Consider the following 19,098-nt stretch of genomic DNA (forward strand, 5'->3'; position numbering starts at 1 on the left):
ATTATTTTTTGAATAAATAATTGAATGAAAATTAGCAAAATTCAACGTTCAGTATAGTTTGAAAACTAACAAACTCATTTTAGAGAACCGTTCAATTTTGCTAATTTTTTTATTTTTACAGAACAATCAACAATAACTAACCGGGCAAAAGCAAATACATGAAAAAAATAACCATAGCCATCGATGGCTATTCTTCCACGGGAAAAAGTACCATTGCAAAAAAACTGGCAAAAAAACTTGGTTATGTTTATGTAGACACTGGCGCCATGTACCGCGCGGTAGCCTTATATTGCCTGGAGAATCATCTCATTAAAGAAAACGAAGTTTTAAAGGAGGAGCTAATCGAAAAACTGCCCGAGATAGAGCTTTTGTTTAAAATAACGCCACAAACCGGGAATGCCGATATTCACCTTAACGGAAAAAATGTTGAGAAAGATATCAGGACATTAAGGGTTTCTAATGTGGTTAGTATGGTGGCGGCCGTTTCGGAAGTGCGGAAAAAATTGGTACAGCAACAACAAAGAATGGGAGCCCATAAAGGTTTGGTAATGGACGGGCGTGATATTGGTACCGTTGTTTTCCCAGATGCCGAGCTGAAAATTTTTATGACGGCTTCTCCAGAAAAAAGAGCCATACGCCGCTATAAGGAACTTATTGACAGGGGCGATAACGTAATTTATGATGAAGTGCTAAAAAACGTTCAAAATCGCGACCATATTGATTCTACCCGTAAAGATTCCCCATTAAGGGAAGCAAATGACGCCGTTAAAATAGACAGCACAAATTTAGACTTGGAAGAAACTTATAAAAAGTGCCTTCAATTGGCATTACATGCTATTGAGGGGTAGGTTAGGTTGGTGAATTCTTGTTTGGCTAAGTTTTAACTCAAATATTTAATAAATACTAATGAAATTTTTTCATTATTTCATTCATCTTCGAAATTAAGTTCCTTTTGATTTTTAGCTTGTAACCAACTCATTACACCCTTTAAATACATTTTTATCCCATAAAATAATGGCGTAACAATACTGTTTATATAATTTTGAATGTTTATTTACATTAACCAATAAGCTCGCGTATTTCCTTTTTAATATATCCAAGGGCCGTATACGATGGGGCTTGCTTTTCCATAAGCTCGTTAAGTACTTCTTCCCTAAGTTTATTGGCATTTTCGGCATTCATTCCGGCTTTTCTTATAAGCTGAATGGTGGCGTTTTTGGAGGTTTTAATAACGTTCCAGCACTCGTCCGTAATGTATATTTGTTGGGCTAGGTTATGGTCGAATTCACTTTCAATTGAAGCAATCAACAGTCCTTCATATTGGTTTTTATCTGCACTTTCGGGGGCTACCCTTAGCAGTAATTTAGAAGGGTTGATGCGTTCCAGGAACAGAGCCATGCGTTCGTATGCCTGTAAGCGCAAGGGGAGTGCCGTTTTTTCGGTTTCCCTGTGCAATAAATAGCGCCTGCGCCCTTCCTCGTTTTTGGTATGAAGGCTAAAAAAATAATATGCAATGGCACCTGTTACCACTGCCGGCAATACATAAAATAAGAGTTCTATAATTTTGTATTCGTTCATGGGGATTGTTGTTAATAGCGTATTTGTTTGTTTTTAAATTTATCCATGGCACCTTCTGTGGTATAATGGCCACCTAAGTGTGGGCAATGTAATAAACTTTCTGTTCCCTCAAAAGGAACTTTTACTTTATTATAACCATATACATTTGCCAATGGCTGGGTTAAACTTTTGTCGCCTAGATTTATGTCCACATCTTCCATGGTTAACTGGCTTGGGTGCTCGTAACCGCAAGCATGTGTTATTTCAATAAGTTCTTTTTTAAAATTTTTAAAGTAATAACTCACGCGTTCTGCTTTATCTTCAATGTTTATACCAGATTGCAGCCACTTGTTCTGGGTTGCCACACCGCTTGGACATGTATTGTTATGACATACTTTGGCCTGTATGCAACCAATGCTCAACATGGCTTCCCGGGCAACATTTATAAGGTCGGCACCCATGGCAAATGCCATTGCCGCTTTTGATGGGAAACCAAGCTTGCCGCTACCAATAAATACGATACGGTCGGTTAGTTCGGCATCTTTAAAAACCCTGTACAGATCGCTAAATGAATATACCCACGGAAGGGAAACATGATCGGCAAAACTCGGTGGAGCAGCACCTGTACCGCCTTCGCCGCCGTCTACGGTAATGAAATCGGGGCCTTTATTGGTTTTTTTCATGATTTCTGCCAGTTCTTTCCATTGGTCAAGTTTTCCAACAGCGGCCTTTATTCCAACGGGCAAGCCGGTTTCATGGGCAAGGAGCTCTATAAATTCCACCATTTCCTCGACATTGGAAAAAGCCGAATGATTTGGTGGCGACAATACATCTTTTCCCATTGGAACATGGCGTATCTCGGCTATTTCCTTGGTGATTTTAGATGCGGGCAAGACCCCGCCTTTACCCGGTTTTGCCCCTTGCGAAAGTTTTAGTTCGATGGCTCTTACCTGTGGATATTCTTTAACTAAGGCTTTAAGCTTTTCTAATGAAAAATTTCCTTGTTCGTCCCTAACGCCAAAATATCCGGTACCGATATGAAAAATAACATCGGCTCCTTTTTTATGATAGGGAGAAAGGCCGCCCTCGCCGGTATTGTGGTATGCATGTGCCAAATAGCAACCTTTGTTTAAAGAAGCTATGGCCCTTGCCGAAAGCGAACCGAAGCTCATTGCCGATACATTGATAACCGAGGCAGGCCTGTATGGACGTTTTCTTTTATTGTATCCACCGATTAATTTGGCGCAGGGCAAAAAATAAGGATCACTGGCATTGGGGTGCCCCATTTTTATTTTGAAGGGCATCATGGCATTATTTATAAAGACATAATGAGATTCATGAATATCCCTGTCTGTACCAAAACCTTCATAATTGTTTTCGTTTTTTGCAGAAGCGTATATCCAACCTCTTTCAATTCGGTTAAAGGGAAGCTCCTCACGGTTATTTGCAACAATATATTGCCGTAATTCCGGACCTATGCTTTCCAGCATATACCTAATGTGCCCAACCACGGGAAAGTTATGGGTAATAATATGCTTTTTATTAAAAAAAACATCCCTAATTGCAATAATCACCAAAACGATAAGGATCCATCCCCACCAGGGAATATTTCCCAAAAAATCTAAAATTGTTTCCATTTATTCTGTTAAATAATCATTTACTATTTGTGTAAAAGCCTTGACCCCAAGCAGGAGTCCGCTTTCATCAATATAAAAATCGGGAGTATGGTGTGGTGCCGCTTCTGTAGCATTTAACGGCTTTCCGCCCAAAAAGAAATAAAACCCGGGAACCTTTTCCTGAAAAAAAGAAAAATCTTCACCGCCCGTAGTTGCCTTAACCAGTTCTACATGTTCTTTTCCCGCCACTTTTTCTAACGAGGGCAACATTTTATCGACCAATTTTTCATCGTTATAAGTTACTGCGGTAAAATTTTCAATTTCAATGGTGGCTTCTCCGCCATAGGCTTTAGCAATTGTAGGAACCATTTCTTTCATCCGTTTTAAAATCAGGGTGCGCATGTCGGGGTCCAAAGTCCTTACCGTTCCAATAAGTTCGGCGGTTTCGGGGATGATATTAAAACGTACACCGCTGGTAATTTTTCCAACCGTAATTACTGCGGCTTCGTCTACCAATCGGGCTTCGCGGCTTATTATTGTTTGTAGCCCGTCTATTATTTTTGCCGAAATCAATATGGGATCGACACCGCTCCAAGGTGCCGAACCGTGGGTTTGTTTGCCTTTTACGTTTATTACAAAGCGTTCTACTGCCGCCATAATCCCGCCGGGCTTATAACGAATAGTACCAACAGGGGTTTCAGAGTTGATATGGAGCCCGAATATTGCATCTACTTTTGGACTTTCTAGTACGCCTTCCTTAATCATTAATTTTGCACCGCCTTCTTCACCCGGTGGCGGGCCTTCTTCGGCGGGCTGAAAAATAAACTTAACCGTTCCGGCAAAATCATTGTGCTTGCTTAATATTTCTGCTACGCCCATCATAATGGCAATATGCGTATCATGCCCGCAAGCATGCATAACCCCTGTTTCTTTTCCCAGAAAAGTATCTTTAACAACAGACTTAAATGGTAAATCGTTACGTTCGGTAACGGGCAAGGCATCAATATCGGCCCTAAGAGCAATTACCTTTCCCGGTTTTTTTCCTTTTAAAATGCCAACAACACCTGTTTTTGCTATTCCCGTGGTTACCTCCATGCCAAGACTTGTGAGGTGTTCGGCTATTTTTTTTGAAGTATTAAACTCACGGTTGGACAATTCGGGGTGCTCATGAAAATACCTGCGCCACTCTATTACTTTACTTTCTATATTATCGATATCATTATTGAGCGAAGTTTGCGAAAAAACATGTGCAGATAAAGTAAATAGGATTAATAGCGCTATATATTTTTTAAACACTTGTCTCATATTTTGTTTACGTTTGGCGGTTAAAATTAGTAATATTTTCGATTTCAGGGTTGGATTTTTTCATTTAGTATGGCATTCATCATAAGGCGCTTTATATTTCCAGATGTTTTCCCAATATAAGGATTTATTATAAGTTTTACTTTGGGAAAACTACGATCTTGATATAGCCCGTAATGATTGTTGTTGAGTTCGTTTATAAAAAATAAAAGCATCATCATTAAAATACCGTTTAATTGATTAAATTGACATCCCAAGTAATATTTGGTTCATGTTTATGGAGCGGTCCCTGATTGTTGACTAATCCAAAAGATAAATGTATTTTTGGGCTTGCATCCGGATATTTTAATATCAAAAAAAAGAAAACTACATTGGAAAAGTATTTAGCAGAGTTGAATGAGGCGCAACGGGCGCCCGTGTTGCATAAAGACGGCGCATTAATGGTTATTGCAGGTGCCGGTTCGGGCAAAACAAGGGTACTTACCTATAGAATTGCATATTTGATGAACCAAGGCGTAGATGCTTTTAATATACTGTCGTTAACCTTTACCAACAAGGCAGCCCGTGAGATGAAAAAACGTATTGCCAATATTGTTGGGAATAGTGAAGCTAAAAACCTTTGGATGGGGACTTTTCATTCGGTTTTTGCAAAAATATTACGAATAGAGGCCGATAAGCTGGGATATCCAAGCAATTTTACCATTTACGACACGCAAGATTCGCAAAGGCTCATTAATTCCATAATCAAGGAAATGGGGCTGGACAAAGACGTATATAAATACAAACAGGTACAGAGCAGGATTTCTTCTTATAAAAATAGCTTGATTACCGTAAAAGCTTATTTTAACAACCCCGAGCTTATGGAAGCCGATGCCATGGCAAAAAAACCACGTCTGGGGGAAATATATAATGAATATTGCGAGCGGTGTTTTAAGGCCGGGGCAATGGATTTTGACGACCTTTTGCTTAAAACCAACGAACTGCTAAACCGTTTCCCGGAAGTGTTGATGAAATATCAAGAGCGTTTCAGGTATATTCTGGTAGACGAGTACCAAGATACCAATCATTCGCAATATCTTATTGTAAAAGCATTGTCGGACCGTTACCAAAACATTTGTGTAGTTGGAGACGATGCCCAGAGTATTTATGCATTCCGCGGGGCAAATATCAACAACATTCTTAATTTCCAAAAAGATTATGACGATGTTACCATGTACCGTCTGGAACAAAATTACCGGTCTACAAGAAATATTGTAAATGCGGCCAATTCGGTTATTGAAAAAAATAAAAGTCGGTTGGAGAAGGTCGTATGGACTGCCAACGACGATGGAAACAGCATAAAAGTACATCGTTCGGTAACCGATGCCGAAGAAGGCCGTTTTGTAGCTTCTACCATTTTTGAGACCAAAATGCAGGAACAACTTAAAGATGGTGATTTTGCCGTATTGTACCGTACCAACTCGCAATCACGGTCCATTGAAGATGCCTTGCGCAGAAAAGATATTCCATACCGAATTTATGGCGGGCTCTCGTTTTATCAGCGCAAGGAAATAAAAGATGTATTGGCTTATTTAAGGTTGATATTAAACCCGAAAGACGAAGAAGCCTTGGTGCGCGTTATTAATTATCCTGCCAGGGGAATAGGACAAACAACCATACAAAAACTGACCATCGCTGCAAACCATTACAAGCGGTCCATTTTTGAGGTAATGGAAAACCTGAACAGAATAGACTTAAAGATTAATTCGGGGACCAAACGAAAACTGGAGGATTTTGTAACCATGATAAAAAGTTTTCAGGTAACCAATCAATCTGCCGATGCCTTTGTGTTGGCAGAGCATGTAACCAAAAAAACCGGATTGTTACAGGAATTTAAAAAAGATGGAACTCCAGAGGGGATTGCCCGTATGGAAAACATAGAAGAACTGCTAAACGGTATCCAGGATTTTGTTGAAGGCCAAAAAGAACTGGCCGATGCCAGTGGCGATTTATCCGAGTTTATGGAAGATATAGCCTTGGCAACAGATATGGACAAAGACGCCGGGGACGACGACCGGGTTGCCTTGATGACAATTCACCTGGCAAAAGGACTTGAGTTTCCCTATGTTTTTATAGTGGGGATGGAAGAAGACCTTTTTCCGTCGGCCATGAGCATGAACACCAGGAGCGAACTAGAAGAAGAGCGCCGTTTGTTTTACGTTGCATTAACAAGGGCCGAAAAGCAGGCTTACCTTACCCATGCACAAAGCCGATACCGTTGGGGGAAATTAATCGATGCAGAGCCCAGTAGGTTTATCGAAGAGATAGACGATACATATTTGGAACATCTTACACCACCTATGGATAGCGGTTACCGTTATAAACCATTAATAGATTCGGATATTTTTGGCGATGTTGATAAAAGCAAACTCCGTTTGCGCAAACCTTCGGCGGGCACGCCGCCTTCTCATCATAAGCCATCGGAGGAAAAACTAAGGAAATTAAGGAAGATTAAACCCGATATTGGCGAGCCCGTGGCCAACAACAACCTATTTGACGACGACCTTGTTGTGGGCAACAAAGTTGAGCACTCGCGTTTTGGAAAAGGGGAAATCGTTAAGATCGAAGGTGTTGGCAACGATAAAAAAGCAGAGATAAGATTTGACAACGGCGGCATAAAAAAATTGCTTCTCCGTTTTGCAAAACTTGATGTTATTGGGTAATTGAAGAAGATATATTAATAGTGAAGATGCTACGTTGTTATGCAGCTATGCCTTCAGTGTTGTTAGCGATAGGGGATTAGTTATATTGTTAATTGTTAACAGTTAATTGTTGTTGACTATTTACAGTTGACAATTATCCATTAGCTATTCAAAATCACAGTCACTTCGACGCAAGGGGAAGTCGCATACTTTGATGCTACGTAGTCATGCTGTTATGTTATTATGTAGCTATGCCTTTACCATTGTTGTTAGGGATTAGTTGGAGCCCTAAACGTGACTGAAACCTTGCTCGTTGATCTTTGTTAGGTGAACTTTGAACCTCTCAACTCTGGACACTCAACTCTCAACAACATAACAGCATGACAATGAATCAAAAACCTGAAACCTAAAACAGACACCCAAACTCTGAACTAAAAAAATCCTTCCTCATTAACTTATTGACTCGTTATAGCCAGTACCTAGTGATTTATTTTATAATTATGAGCAGCTAAGTTTCTATTGTTGATTTTTTTGCGTTAGGGATAGAAGTGTAAAGCCCGCAAATCCCAGCGTGAGCATTGGGGTTGAGGACTTGTAACGGATAGCCCGACCCGACATTTAGGAAGGGTAACGCCCCGATAGTAAATAGTTGGGCCGCTTCTAATTGTATCAAGCAACATCAAAAATTATTTAGCCTTGCGTGTCGATTAAATTTTTTATGATAACTTCCTTGCTTGATAATCATATTAATTGTAATATTGCAATAAACAAATTATATGTTATGGGAATTACCAAATCAGAAATATATACCAAACAGCAAAACGAAATTGCACAAATAGCCAAGGTAATAGGGCATCCTGCTCGTGTGGCCATTCTTGAGCATCTTTTTAAGGCCCAGTCCTGTATTTGTGGAGATTTGGTGGAAGAAATAGGTTTGGCGCAGCCAACTATTTCGCAACATTTAAAAGAACTTAAAAACATGGGGTTCATTAAAGGTACTATTGAAGGCACGAGTGTTTGTTATTGCATAGATGAGACCAATTGGGAATCCATGCAGCAGGTACTTACTTCGTTTATCACCCAGAATCCTTCTTCAAAAAATAAAAATTGTTGTTAAAAAATTTGATTCTATTAATCGTAATATAGCAATAAATAAATAATAAAATTACCATGAAACTATCAGCATTAAAATTAGCATTGCAAAGCAGGGAACAAATTGCTTTTAAACTACCAAACGGGACATTGGTACCCGCACATTTCCACGTAACTGAAGTAGGGCATATACACAAAAAGTTTATCGATTGTGGAGGAACCGTTCGTGAAGAAAGCCGAATTGGACTTCAATTATGGAGCGCTAATGATTACAACCATAGATTGCACCCAGAAAAATTGATACACATTCTTGAACTATCTGAAAAGGTATTAAAACTGGAGGATCATGAAATTGAAGTAGAATACCAGGGAGAAACCATCAATAAATTTGGGCTGGATATTGAGGGTGATGTTTTTGTCCTTACCGGAACTGAAACAGATTGTTTGGCAAAGGCCGCATGTGGCATACCGCAACAAAAAAAGAAAGTTTCCTTGTCCGACCTTCAAAATGAAAAAAGTACATGTTGTACGCCAGAATCAGGTTGCTGTTAATCAATAAAAAGCTAACAAATGTATTTGAATTTACAAGAAAAAATTGCTGAAATTACTCTGCTTGAGGTTACCAAAGAACGCAAAGAAATATTTAAACCTTTAATTGAGTATGTAAATGTTAATTATTCTAAAAACAAGAGAGTTACAATTAATTTTATTTGTACACATAATTCACGCAGAAGTCATTTGGCACAAGTTTGGGCACAAACCATGGCATATCATTTTGGTATTAAAAAAGTAGCCTGCTATTCGGGAGGGACCGAAGCAACCGCTGTGTTTCCAATGGTGACAAGAACTTTAAAAGAGCAAGGGTTTCGAATACAGACCCTTTCAGAAGGTAAAAATCCGGTATATGCTATTAAATATGCAGAAAATGAACATCCTATAATTGGCTTTTCTAAGCGTTACGACGATGTTTTTAACCCCGAAAATGGTTTTGCGGCCATCATGACATGTTCTCAAGCCGATACCGGGTGTCCTTTTATTGCTGGTGCGGAAAAGAGGATTCCCATTACGTACAACGACCCCAAAGAATTTGATGATTCGCTCGAACAAGCCAAAAAATACATGGAACGTAGCAACCAAATAGCTGTGGAAATGTGGTATGTTTTTTCACAAATTAACAAGTAATGACTCAAGACGGTATACAAAAGCGCACCTTAAGCTTTCTAGATAAAAATCTGACTTTTTGGATATTTGGCGCCATGATTTTAGGAGTTTCTTTAGGGTATTTTTTTCCTATGTTGCCTAATTATATTAATTCTTTTAATCGCGGTACCACAAACATTCCTATTGCAATAGGCTTAATTTTAATGATGTACCCACCATTGGCAAAGGTGAATTATAAACTTTTGCCCAAAGTTTTTAAGGATGTAAAAGTATTGTCCGTTTCTTTGGCATTAAATTGGTTAATAGGTCCTTTTTTAATGTTTTTTTTGGCCATACTATTTTTGCAAGACTATCCAGAATATATGGTAGGCTTAATTCTTATAGGACTTGCAAGATGCATAGCAATGGTACTGGTATGGAATAATTTGGCAGAGGGGAGTAGCGAATATGGTGCTGGTTTGGTAGCACTTAACAGTATTTTTCAAATATTTGGATATAGTTTTTATGCTTGGCTGTTTATTACCAAGTTGCCTCCGCTTTTTGGTTTGCATGGTGCTATTATAAATATTTCTATTGCAACCATAGCAAAAAGTGTCGCTATTTATTTGGGCATTCCGTTTCTGGCAGGGATAATAAGCAGAAGCATCTTTACTAAAATTAAAGGAGAAGTATGGTACACACAAAAATTTATTCCTTTTATAAGTCCGCTAACGCTCATTGCCTTGCTGTTTACTATTGTTGTTATGTTTTCCCTAAAGGGAGCACTTATAGTTAAAATCCCTAGAGATGTAATGCTAATAGCAATACCACTTATTTGTTATTTTATCATCATGTTTTTTATAGGCTTTTTTATATGCAAGGTTAGGGGGATTGAATATGATAAAAATGCGGCTATTTCCTTTACTGCCGCCGGCAATAACTTTGAGCTTGCCATTGCGGTTGCAATAGCAATTTTTGGCTTAAACTCCGGGCAAGCGTTTGTAGGTGTAATTGGTCCTTTGGTAGAAGTGCCTGCACTCATTATATTGGTAAGAATTGCCTTTTGGCTCCGTAAGAAATATTATTCGTGAACCTATTTTCAAACTATTCTTTTTAGCTGTACTTTAGTGGTTGTATAACTATTTGTAAAAGCTTAAATTTTTTATTATGAAAAGAACAATAAGTGTTTTATGCTTATCCTTCTTGGTGTTTGCATGTAAGCAAAACCCGAAAAAAGAGGCTTCTGAAGCAACAACTGAAGCCGTAAAAGACAGTACCCCAACCGTGAAAACAGCCATAGGAAGTATGGAATTACCCGCCCCATATGCTACGCGGTCTATTTCTAAAAACAGTAAAGTGGTAGCCTGGCCCGAAAACAAAACGCCACAGGCACCCGAAGGCTTTACCGTAACCAGGTTTGCCGACGGTTTAAAACACCCGCGATGGACATACATAGCCCCCAACGGAGATATTTTTGTTGCAGAAGCAAATACAGGCAAGGACAGTGCCAACCAAATTACACTTTTAAGGGATACCAACAACGATGATGTTGTGGACGAACGGCATGTTTTCCTGGAAGGCCTTCATCAAAATTTTGGAATGCTGGTTTTGGACGGTTATTTTTATGTAGCCAACACCGATGGCTTAATGAGGTTTCCATACAAGGAAGGAGATAATAAAATTACTTCCGAAGGAGAAAAAATAACCGATTTACCAGCTGGTGGCTATAACAACCATTGGACCAGGAACATTATTACAAATGATGCAAAAGATAAAATTTTTGTTTCGGTAGGTTCTGGCAGCAATGCCGGTGAAAATGGTATGGAATATGAAGAAAACCGGGCAGCTATTTTAACGGTAAACCCCGATGGAAGCAATAAAGCTGTTTTTGCCAGCGGTATCAGGAACCCGGTTGGGATGGACTGGAACCCCGTAACAGGAGAACTTTGGACCGCCGTAAACGAACGCGATGGACTGGGCGATAATTTAGTGCCCGATTATATTACCAGTGTAAAAAAAGGTGGATGGTATGGCTGGCCGTTTAGTTATTATGGGGCTGTAAACGATCCGCGTTGGGAAGAAGACCCACATCAAGATATGGTAAACAAGGCTATTGTTCCCGATGTGCCCGTGGGAAGCCATACCGCTTCATTGGGGCTTGTTTTTTATACCGCCGATCAATTTCCGGGGGAATATAAAAACGGCGCTTTTGTTGGGCAACATGGTTCATGGAACCGTGCCAATTTTGCGGGGTACAAGGTTTTGTTCGTTCCTTTTAAAGACGGTAAACCGCAACAACCAAAAGATTTTTTAACGGGCTTTATTAAAAGTGATGAAGATGCCGAAGTATACGGCCGCCCGGTAGATGTTAGCGTTACGCCAAACGGTGCACTCTTGGTAAATGATGATGATTCTGGAATTATCTGGAAAGTAACGGCCAATAAATAACAAAAATTAATTTTAAGACTGCTTCTTAAATAACTTTTCAAAACGTTTAAGAAGCAGTTTTGTTATAATATACCATATACCCTAATGCGCATTTATTTTATAGTTTTTCTTTTATTTAGCGGAAGTTTTTATATAAGGGCTCAAGATTATACTAGAGCGTCCGATTTTAAGGAATATTATCCAATTGCCGAGCGGCCTTATATTATGGGCGGCGTAGGCAATAACCCATACGAAACGATGCTTTTTGATGCCAAACCAGTGGTTTATTACAGTTTTTATAACGATATCAGAAAAGCGCTCAGCAGTGATACCATTACGCCGGGATATGCTGTATATGCAAGTTTTCAGCCACAGCTTAGGATGTACAACGAGACCTCCAAGCCTATCAAAACGCCTTCATATAAAATATTATTTGGATGGCAGCCCATTATTAAAACCCAAGAAAACAACTTTTTAACTTTAGCTATCGAGAGCGGTCATTATTCCAATGGGCAGTCTAAAAGCGCTTTTAGTGAAGCGTATGATGACGAATCTGAGGAAAGCAAGGAAATTTATAAAACAATTACGGATAACACGGATTTGTCTGAAATGTTAAACAGGCAAAGTGGTAATTTTTCAACCAACCTTACACGATTGTCCATAAACTACCGTATCAATCATTTTGATAAAAATAACAGGCCTAATCGCATCCACTCTTTTACATTGGCTTATCAATTATATCATGACAGGTTTTTGGGCATATTTAATTTTGGTGGGTACAATCCAGAAGATGTAGATATCTATGGAAGGCACCAATTGGAATTTAAGTATGAATATTCTGCTTATTGGAACAAAATGAGGTATGTTGTGGGGCAGGATGTTTTTGTTCATTTTGGGGCACATCCATCTACCGAACCGTACAGGGTGCAATCAAGGGCGATTTTATTTCCATGGGATACCGATTTAGGGTTTATAGCTCAATTTTCGGCCGGGTTTGATGATTATAACTATCGTTTTGTAGATAGTTACGCCCGGTTCTCGGTTGGAATTACCTGGGATTGGTTTACTCCTTTTATTATAAAGCCTTCCAAGCCAAAAGGCTCCAAATAAAAAAACGCCTTATTTATCAAAAAATAAGGCGCTTGAATTTAAAGTGTGTGCTAATTCATTCTAATTCATCATTGCTTAATCATTAGAAGCCATTAGGGCAAAGAACTTGTTTATATTTGGTAACAATACAATGCGTGTTCTTCTATTTTTGGCCCTGTCTTCTTTGGTATCGTTGCTTACAAGCGGTTGAAATTCCCCTCTCCCGGAAGCAATCATTTTTTCTGGAGATACGTTAAACTGGTCCTGTAATTTTCTAACAACCGAAGTAGCCCTTAAAACACTTAAGTCCCAGTTGTCCTCAACTTTTGCGTTGTGTATGCTTCTGGCATCGGTATGTCCTTCTACCATTACTTCGATGCTTGGCTCCGAATTAATCACATCGGCCAATTTTTGAAGGATATCGTCGGCCTTGTTGCTTACGCGGTAGCTTGCCGTATTGAATAGTAATTTATCTGAAATGGAAATCATTACAACGGTTTCATCAATGTCGATAGCAATATCTTCATCTTCGTTAAGGCTACTGTTGCTCATTGATTTTTGAAGGTTGTATGAAATGGCCAAATTCATGGAATCTTTTAAGGTCTCGGCACCGCTAAGCAAAGAAGGGTCTACGTTTTGCAAAGTTTTGCGCATTTCCTTTTTGGTGTTTTCAGAAATAACCGCAGCATCGCCAACAGTAACAAATTGACTGTTGTTTTCCTCTGTCAGGCTGCTTATTTTATTGTTGTACTCATCGACCCTTTGTTGAATTTCGGCAAATTTGCCTTCGAGCTCTTCGTTTTCAACCTGGCTTTTTTGTAGCTGACTTTGAAGTTCGCTATTTTGGTCCTGTAGTTCAACATATTTCTTTTTCGATACGCACGACGTCAATAATGCTATCGTTATTAAAGTTATTGCTGTTTTTTTCATAATGTTATTTTAAGTGATTCTGATATATCTACGGTTGTATGCATAAAATAGATTATTAAAAAAAAGTTAAAATGATACAATTCAACTGAAGTATCCTGCTTTTTATCGATGTAAAACCAACGCTGGACCTTGTATAAGAATATGTTTTTCAAGTAATTAATTTTTGGTTTTCCCGCATTAAGGTTATAAGAAATATCTTAACTTGCCAATTCGTTTTTATCGTAATTTTTTAGACTTTTTTAAATACAAATCCGCTTAAATGATAAAATTCTTCAAAAACAAACGGAAAGAATTCCTTAAAAAGGACAAGCTTGTCAATTACCTTAAATATGCCTTTGGGGAAATAATTTTAGTGGTGGTAGGGATATTAATTGCTGTCTCCATTAATAACTGGAACGAAGACCGGAAACAAAAAAAGAATATAAACAATATATTGGCCATCGTGGCAGAAGATATTAAAAACGATACCATTGAAGCAAATAAAATCCTTAAATCTTATAATGATAAAAAGGCTTATTTTTTGAAGATTATGAACGATGGGTATACAAAAGAAGAATTTATGGATTGTAAATCGTGTCCGTATTTAATTACCAACTCGTATCCGTTTACCATAAATAAGAGGGGCTACGACCTCCTAAATGAGTATGCCGATTATTCTGAAGCCAATCAAGACAGTTTGGTATTCCAAATTAATAACTTCTATACTACATCCATTCAAAACGTAAACAGGATACACAACTTTATAGATGATGATATACGGAGCAATATGAAGGAATGGAGCGACAAATACCCATGGTTTTTAAAATTATTCAATGGGGAAATAGACAAAAACAGTTACGATTACTTTTATGCAGACCCAATTTATAAAAATAAAGTAGTGTATCATTATGCGCTTATTTATAGAAGTTTTATTCCGGTTTTGGAAGGGTTTAATGAGAAAAGTAAAGTATTGCTGGAAAAAATAGACGGCCGTTTAAAATAAATTAAGGGTAAAGATCATCCTCAATTGTTTTTCATATATGTACCTTTGCTATTTTTTAAAATGTTTATAATATTCTTTAACAATTTTACTTGTGAAAAAGAACGATCCCTACGCAGCATTACGTTACAAAGAGTTTAATATATTTCTTATTGTTAGGTTTGCCATGGTATTTGCCTGGTCCATGCAGTTTGTGGTCATAGAATGGGAAGTGTACAGCATTACCAAAGACCCGCTTTCACTGGGTATTATTGGGCTCATGGAAGTAATCCCGGCGGTTTTGCTGGCATTGTTTGCCGGCCATATTGTTGACCAAAAGGAAAAGCGGAACCTGTTGATAAAATGTATTTTGGGCTTTTCTGTAATTAGTTTAGGCCTGTTTTTGCTTACTTGGCCTACCGTCGTGGGCGGATGGTCTACTAAATTGGTGTTGTATGCCATTTATTTTTTAGTGTTTCTTGGCGGTATTGTACGTGCCTTTTTAGGTCCCACTATTTTTTCATTATTTTCATTGATCGTGCCTAAAAAAGTATATCCAAACGCGGCCACATGGAGCAGTTCGGTATGGCAAATGGGTGCGGTTTTGGGACCTGCTTTGGCAGGTTTTAGTATTAATTGGATTGGCGTGCATTGGTCTATGTGCCTTATCTTTGGCTTCTCGCTCATTGCTTTTGTCAATCTGTTGCAAATTCCCATAAAACCAATATTAAACCCTAAAATTGGTGAGAACGTATTTAAAAGCTTACGCGAAGGCGTAAAATTTGTGTTTACTACCAAAATAATCCTTGGTGCAATTACCTTGGATATGATTGCCGTTCTTTTTGGCGGGGCAGTTGCGCTGCTTCCTGTTTTTGCACAGGATATTTTGCATGTGGGCTCTCAAGGGTTTGGTATTCTTCGTGCCGCACCGGCCGTAGGTGCCTTGATAACCATGTTTACTTCGGCATATTTTCCGTTGAACAAAAGTGCAGGGATGAAGCTTTTGGGCGCCATATTCGGGTTTGGGATTTGTATTATTGTGTTCGGACTTTCAGCATGGTTCTGGGTTTCTGTACTGGCGCTGTTCTTTAGCGGGGTTTTCGATGGTATTTCAATGATTATCCGCCAGACAATCCTTCAGCTCCGTACTCCAGACCACATGCGGGGCCGTGTGGCTTCGGTAAATTCTATGTTTGTAGGTTCTTCAAACGAATTGGGTGCCTTTGAAAGTGGTTTAACCGCCCGGTTAATGGGTACGGTAACAGCCGTGGTTTTTGGGGGTACAATGACACTTGTTACGGTATTGACAACGGGAATTGTTTCTCCTGCATTTAGAAAATTGGACTTGCGTAAAGACATTGCTGAAAGTGAAAACGAGGAAGGATAAAAGTAAGTGCCTTCACTTAAAATAGTTTAAGGGTTTCAAGTTTCTGGTTTCAGGTTTTTAGTTTAAAGGCTTCAGAAAAAGCAGCTTCTTTTGCAATTCCATTGCACTACATGCTTGTATATATTTGTTGTTCAATTGATAAAATAGTGTGGAATTGGCTTCAAAAGAAAAAATTCAAATGAAAGACTTGCAAAAGGATTGCTGTGGAAACGGCGACCATAATCATGATTCTCACGAACATGAACATGGCGGCGACCCAAATGCATTGAAAACGTATCTTCCTGGTATTGTTAGTTTTGTTATGCTAATTGCGGGAATATTGTTGGATTATTTCAATATTTCTTTTTTTAAAGGATGGATACGTATTGCCTGGTACGTTCTTGCATATTTTCCCGTGGGACTTCCTGTAATTAAGGAAAGCATAAACAGTATTAAAAAAGGCGATGTATTTACCGAGTTTTTTTTAATGACCATTGCAACTTTGGGAGCTTTTGCCATAGGCGAATATCCCGAAGGCGTCGCGGTCATGCTTTTTTATACGGTTGGCGAACTGTTCCAGAGTGCTGCCGTAAACCGTGCCCGCGGAAACATAAAGGCGTTGCTGGACGTGCGCCCTCAAGCGGCCACTGTATTTAGGAACGGCAATTACAGCACCGTTAATCCGGAGAAGGTTGAAGTTGGCGAGAAAATTCAAGTAAAAGTAGGTGAGAAAATTCCGTTGGACGGGGTTTTGTCAACCGATAAAGCTTCTGTAAACACTGCTGCAATTACTGGTGAAAGTAAGCCTGATGCCCTAAAAAAGGGGGAGAAGGTTTTTGCTGGAAGTATCAATTTGGAAAATGTTATAGAAATTGAAGCTACAAAAGCATTTAAAGACAGTTCTGTGGCACGCATTCTGGAAATGGTAGAAAACGCAACGGCCAGAAAGTCCAAAACCGAATTGTTCATCAGAAAATTTGCACGTATTTATACGCCCATTGTAGTGTTTGCGGCGATTGGACTCACTTTTATTCCGTACTTTTTTGTTTCTTCTTATGTTTTTGAAGACTGGTTGTACCGGGCACTTATTTTTTTGGTAATTTCTTGCCCGTGTGCCCTGGTAATTTCCATTCCGCTTGGTTATTTTGGCGGATTGGGAGCGGCTTCCAAAAACGGAATTTTATTCAAAGGTGCTTCCTATTTAGATGCCATTACAACAATCAATACGGTGGTAATGGACAAAACGGGCACCGTTACGCATGGTGTTTTTAATATTCAGCAGATAAAACCAGAAGAACTGCCTGAAGATGAGTTTATGAATTATTTAATTGCACTGGAAAAACAATCTACGCACCCAATAGCAAAAGCAATTAGTAGTTACAATCTGAAAACCGACTTGTACAAGGCCACCCAAGTTGAAGAAATCTCTGGAAAAGGCCTAAAAGGAACTGTAAACAATAAAGTTGTATTGGCGGGGAACAAAGAGTTAATGAAAGCCCATAAAATTGCTTTACCTAAAGATGTTGAAACTATTGTGGAGACCGTAGTTTTTGTTGCTATTGACGCTCAATATGCGGGCTTGGTTGTTATTGCAGACGAGGTAAAAGAAGATGCCGCGAAAACAATTTCCGGATTGCACAACGTTGGCATTCAAAAAATAATGATGCTCTCCGGAGACAAAAATAGCATTACGCAAAAAGTAGCTTCGCAGTTAAAAATTGATGCGGCCAAAGGCGGGTTATTGCCCGAAGATAAATTGCAAGAAGTAGAAATCCTTAAAAAAGAAGTCAATACCAAAGTTGCCTTTGTTGGCGATGGCATTAACGATGCACCTGTATTAGCGGCCAGCGATGTTGGAATAGCCATGGGCGGACTGGGAAGCGACGTAGCCATAGAAACCGCCGATGTAATTATACAAACCGATCAGCCTTCCAAGATTTCAACGGCCATAAAAATTGGTAAATCCACACGAAAAATTGTTTGGCAAAATATAATTTTGGCATTTGGCATAAAACTTATTGTCTTGATAATGGGAGCTGGCGGCATTGCTACCATGTGGGAAGCCGTTTTTGCCGACGTTGGCGTTGCCTTTTTGGCAATTTTAAATGCAATTAGATTACAGCGGATGCAATGGAACTAAGCGTTTCCACATCGCCGGGCTGTAAGTTTTCTAAATAAATATCACCAATGCGTACACGTACTAGCCGCAGGGTAGGGAACCCCACCGCAGAAGTCATTTTTCGCACTTGGCGGAATTTTCCTTCGGTAATTGTAATACTTATCCAAGTGGTTGGTCCGTGGCGTTCATCGCGTATTTTCTTTTTCCGGGTTGGTAGGGAAGGAGTATCAATTTGCTTTGCCTTACAAGGTTTTGTTAAGTATTTCTCCCCTTTTACCCCAATTTTAACGCCGTTGCACAAGGTTTCAATGGCTTCATTGGTAATGGCACCATCAACCAAGGTATAATATTCTTTTTCAATGCCGCTTTGGTTAACGGTGTTGCTTAGCTTTCCGTCTGTAGTCATCAGTAAAAGCCCTTCCGATTTTTCATCGAGCCTTCCAATGGGCATAATTCCATCCGGGAAATTGTACAGGTCTTTTAAAAAACGCTTTTTGCGGGCTTGGCGCTCATCGTTACTGTACATTTGACTTATGTAACCATATGGTTTGTAAAGTTTAAAATGTGTGTGGGATTTTGCCATTTTAAGTAAAAACTGAGCTTTTATGTTAAAAACTTACGCCGAAATTACTAAAAATATCCAGTACGGGGTTCTTCCCTAGGAAAAATCCCTTTTTTAAATAGGTAACACCCTGTTACATAGTCTTTTTAAGTTGCATACATTCGTAATGTTCAAAAAGAAAAGTTTGCCTAAACTATTTCTACTACTACATTTTTTTTAAAAACCCGACCCCGTTTTTAACACTGCTCTTTTTTAAAAT

The 19,098-nt window shown here is 39.0% G+C and carries 16 protein-coding genes; 11 read left to right on the forward strand and 5 right to left on the reverse strand.

The genetic code is table 11. The features are described from left to right. The first annotated feature begins 158 nt into the window (after nucleotides 1-158). The gene (gene cmk / locus PSF86_RS06225; RefSeq protein ID WP_277899193.1) at nucleotides 159-848 is read left to right on the forward strand and encodes a (d)CMP kinase; all 690 of its coding nucleotides are present in this window, start codon (nucleotides 159-161) and stop codon (nucleotides 846-848) included. A gap of 211 nt (nucleotides 849-1,059) precedes the next feature. On the opposite strand, the gene PSF86_RS06230 is transcribed toward cmk, so the two are convergent. From PSF86_RS06230 to PSF86_RS06240, 3 genes are read right to left on the reverse strand one after another with little or no spacing between them, the layout of a single operon-like run. Then, complete coding sequence (locus PSF86_RS06230) at nucleotides 1,060-1,578, reverse strand: DUF7935 family protein (RefSeq protein WP_277899194.1); 519 nt, start codon at nucleotides 1,576-1,578, stop codon at nucleotides 1,060-1,062. Nucleotides 1,579-1,589: 11 nt separating this feature from the next. Then, entirely contained in the window at nucleotides 1,590-3,194 is a 1,605-nt protein-coding gene (locus tag PSF86_RS06235; RefSeq protein WP_277899195.1) for an FMN-binding glutamate synthase family protein, read from the reverse strand. Continuing rightward, nucleotides 3,195-4,478 carry an amidohydrolase gene (locus PSF86_RS06240; RefSeq protein ID WP_277899196.1) on the reverse strand — a complete coding sequence of 428 codons (1,284 nt, stop codon included), beginning with the start codon at nucleotides 4,476-4,478 and terminating at the stop codon, nucleotides 3,195-3,197. It abuts the gene before it with no gap. Nucleotides 4,479-4,846: 368 nt separating this feature from the next. Between PSF86_RS06240 and PSF86_RS06245 the strand changes: the two genes are divergently transcribed. From PSF86_RS06245 to PSF86_RS06275, 7 genes are all read left to right on the forward strand, one after another. Further along, a complete protein-coding gene (locus tag PSF86_RS06245) occupies nucleotides 4,847-7,177 on the forward strand; it encodes an ATP-dependent helicase (protein ID WP_277899197.1) in 2,331 nt (776 codons plus the stop codon). 760 nt (nucleotides 7,178-7,937) lie between these two features. Continuing rightward, nucleotides 7,938-8,273 (forward strand): ArsR/SmtB family transcription factor, encoded by a 336-nt coding sequence (locus PSF86_RS06250; RefSeq protein WP_277899198.1) that lies wholly within the window; start codon nucleotides 7,938-7,940, stop codon nucleotides 8,271-8,273. 53 nt (nucleotides 8,274-8,326) lie between these two features. Next, the gene (locus PSF86_RS06255) at nucleotides 8,327-8,800 is read left to right on the forward strand and encodes a DUF6428 family protein (protein ID WP_277899199.1); all 474 of its coding nucleotides are present in this window, start codon (nucleotides 8,327-8,329) and stop codon (nucleotides 8,798-8,800) included. Between the two features lie 18 nt (nucleotides 8,801-8,818). Continuing rightward, nucleotides 8,819-9,430 (forward strand): arsenate-mycothiol transferase ArsC, encoded by a 612-nt coding sequence (locus tag PSF86_RS06260; protein ID WP_277899200.1) that lies wholly within the window; start codon nucleotides 8,819-8,821, stop codon nucleotides 9,428-9,430. Then, nucleotides 9,430-10,479 carry an ACR3 family arsenite efflux transporter gene (gene arsB, locus PSF86_RS06265; RefSeq protein WP_277899201.1) on the forward strand — a complete coding sequence of 350 codons (1,050 nt, stop codon included), beginning with the start codon at nucleotides 9,430-9,432 and terminating at the stop codon, nucleotides 10,477-10,479. The genes PSF86_RS06260 and arsB overlap by 1 nt, the downstream gene beginning before the upstream one ends. Nucleotides 10,480-10,555: 76 nt before the next feature. Beyond that, nucleotides 10,556-11,836 carry a PQQ-dependent sugar dehydrogenase gene (locus PSF86_RS06270; RefSeq protein WP_277899202.1) on the forward strand — a complete coding sequence of 427 codons (1,281 nt, stop codon included), beginning with the start codon at nucleotides 10,556-10,558 and terminating at the stop codon, nucleotides 11,834-11,836. Between the two features lie 84 nt (nucleotides 11,837-11,920). Further along, the gene (locus PSF86_RS06275; RefSeq protein ID WP_277899203.1) at nucleotides 11,921-12,925 is read left to right on the forward strand and encodes a hypothetical protein; all 1,005 of its coding nucleotides are present in this window, start codon (nucleotides 11,921-11,923) and stop codon (nucleotides 12,923-12,925) included. Nucleotides 12,926-13,000: 75 nt separating this feature from the next. On the opposite strand, the gene PSF86_RS06280 is transcribed toward PSF86_RS06275, so the two are convergent. Further along, nucleotides 13,001-13,834, reverse strand: coding sequence for an OmpA/MotB family protein (locus tag PSF86_RS06280; RefSeq protein ID WP_277899204.1), 834 nt, complete (start codon nucleotides 13,832-13,834; stop codon nucleotides 13,001-13,003). A gap of 259 nt (nucleotides 13,835-14,093) precedes the next feature. On the opposite strand from PSF86_RS06280, the gene PSF86_RS06285 reads away from it, so the two are divergent. The 3 genes from PSF86_RS06285 to PSF86_RS06295 all read left to right on the forward strand — a co-directional run bounded on the left by PSF86_RS06285 (nucleotide 14,094) and on the right by PSF86_RS06295 (nucleotide 18,298). Then, a complete protein-coding gene (locus tag PSF86_RS06285; RefSeq protein ID WP_277899205.1) occupies nucleotides 14,094-14,816 on the forward strand; it encodes a DUF6090 family protein in 723 nt (240 codons plus the stop codon). Between the two features lie 91 nt (nucleotides 14,817-14,907). Beyond that, nucleotides 14,908-16,179 (forward strand): MFS transporter, encoded by a 1,272-nt coding sequence (locus PSF86_RS06290; protein ID WP_277899206.1) that lies wholly within the window; start codon nucleotides 14,908-14,910, stop codon nucleotides 16,177-16,179. 178 nt (nucleotides 16,180-16,357) lie between these two features. Next, entirely contained in the window at nucleotides 16,358-18,298 is a 1,941-nt protein-coding gene (locus PSF86_RS06295; protein ID WP_277899207.1) for a heavy metal translocating P-type ATPase, read from the forward strand. Here the strand turns inward: PSF86_RS06295 and PSF86_RS06300 are convergent. Next, the gene (locus PSF86_RS06300; protein WP_277899208.1) at nucleotides 18,270-18,860 is read right to left on the reverse strand and encodes a pseudouridine synthase; all 591 of its coding nucleotides are present in this window, start codon (nucleotides 18,858-18,860) and stop codon (nucleotides 18,270-18,272) included. The two genes, PSF86_RS06295 and PSF86_RS06300, sit on opposite strands and share 29 nt — an antisense overlap. Between the last annotated feature and the right edge of the window lie 238 nt (nucleotides 18,861-19,098).

It is taken from the genome of Galbibacter pacificus, assembly GCF_029603165.1.
Classification (GTDB): Bacteria; Bacteroidota; Bacteroidia; order Flavobacteriales; family Flavobacteriaceae; genus Galbibacter; species Galbibacter pacificus.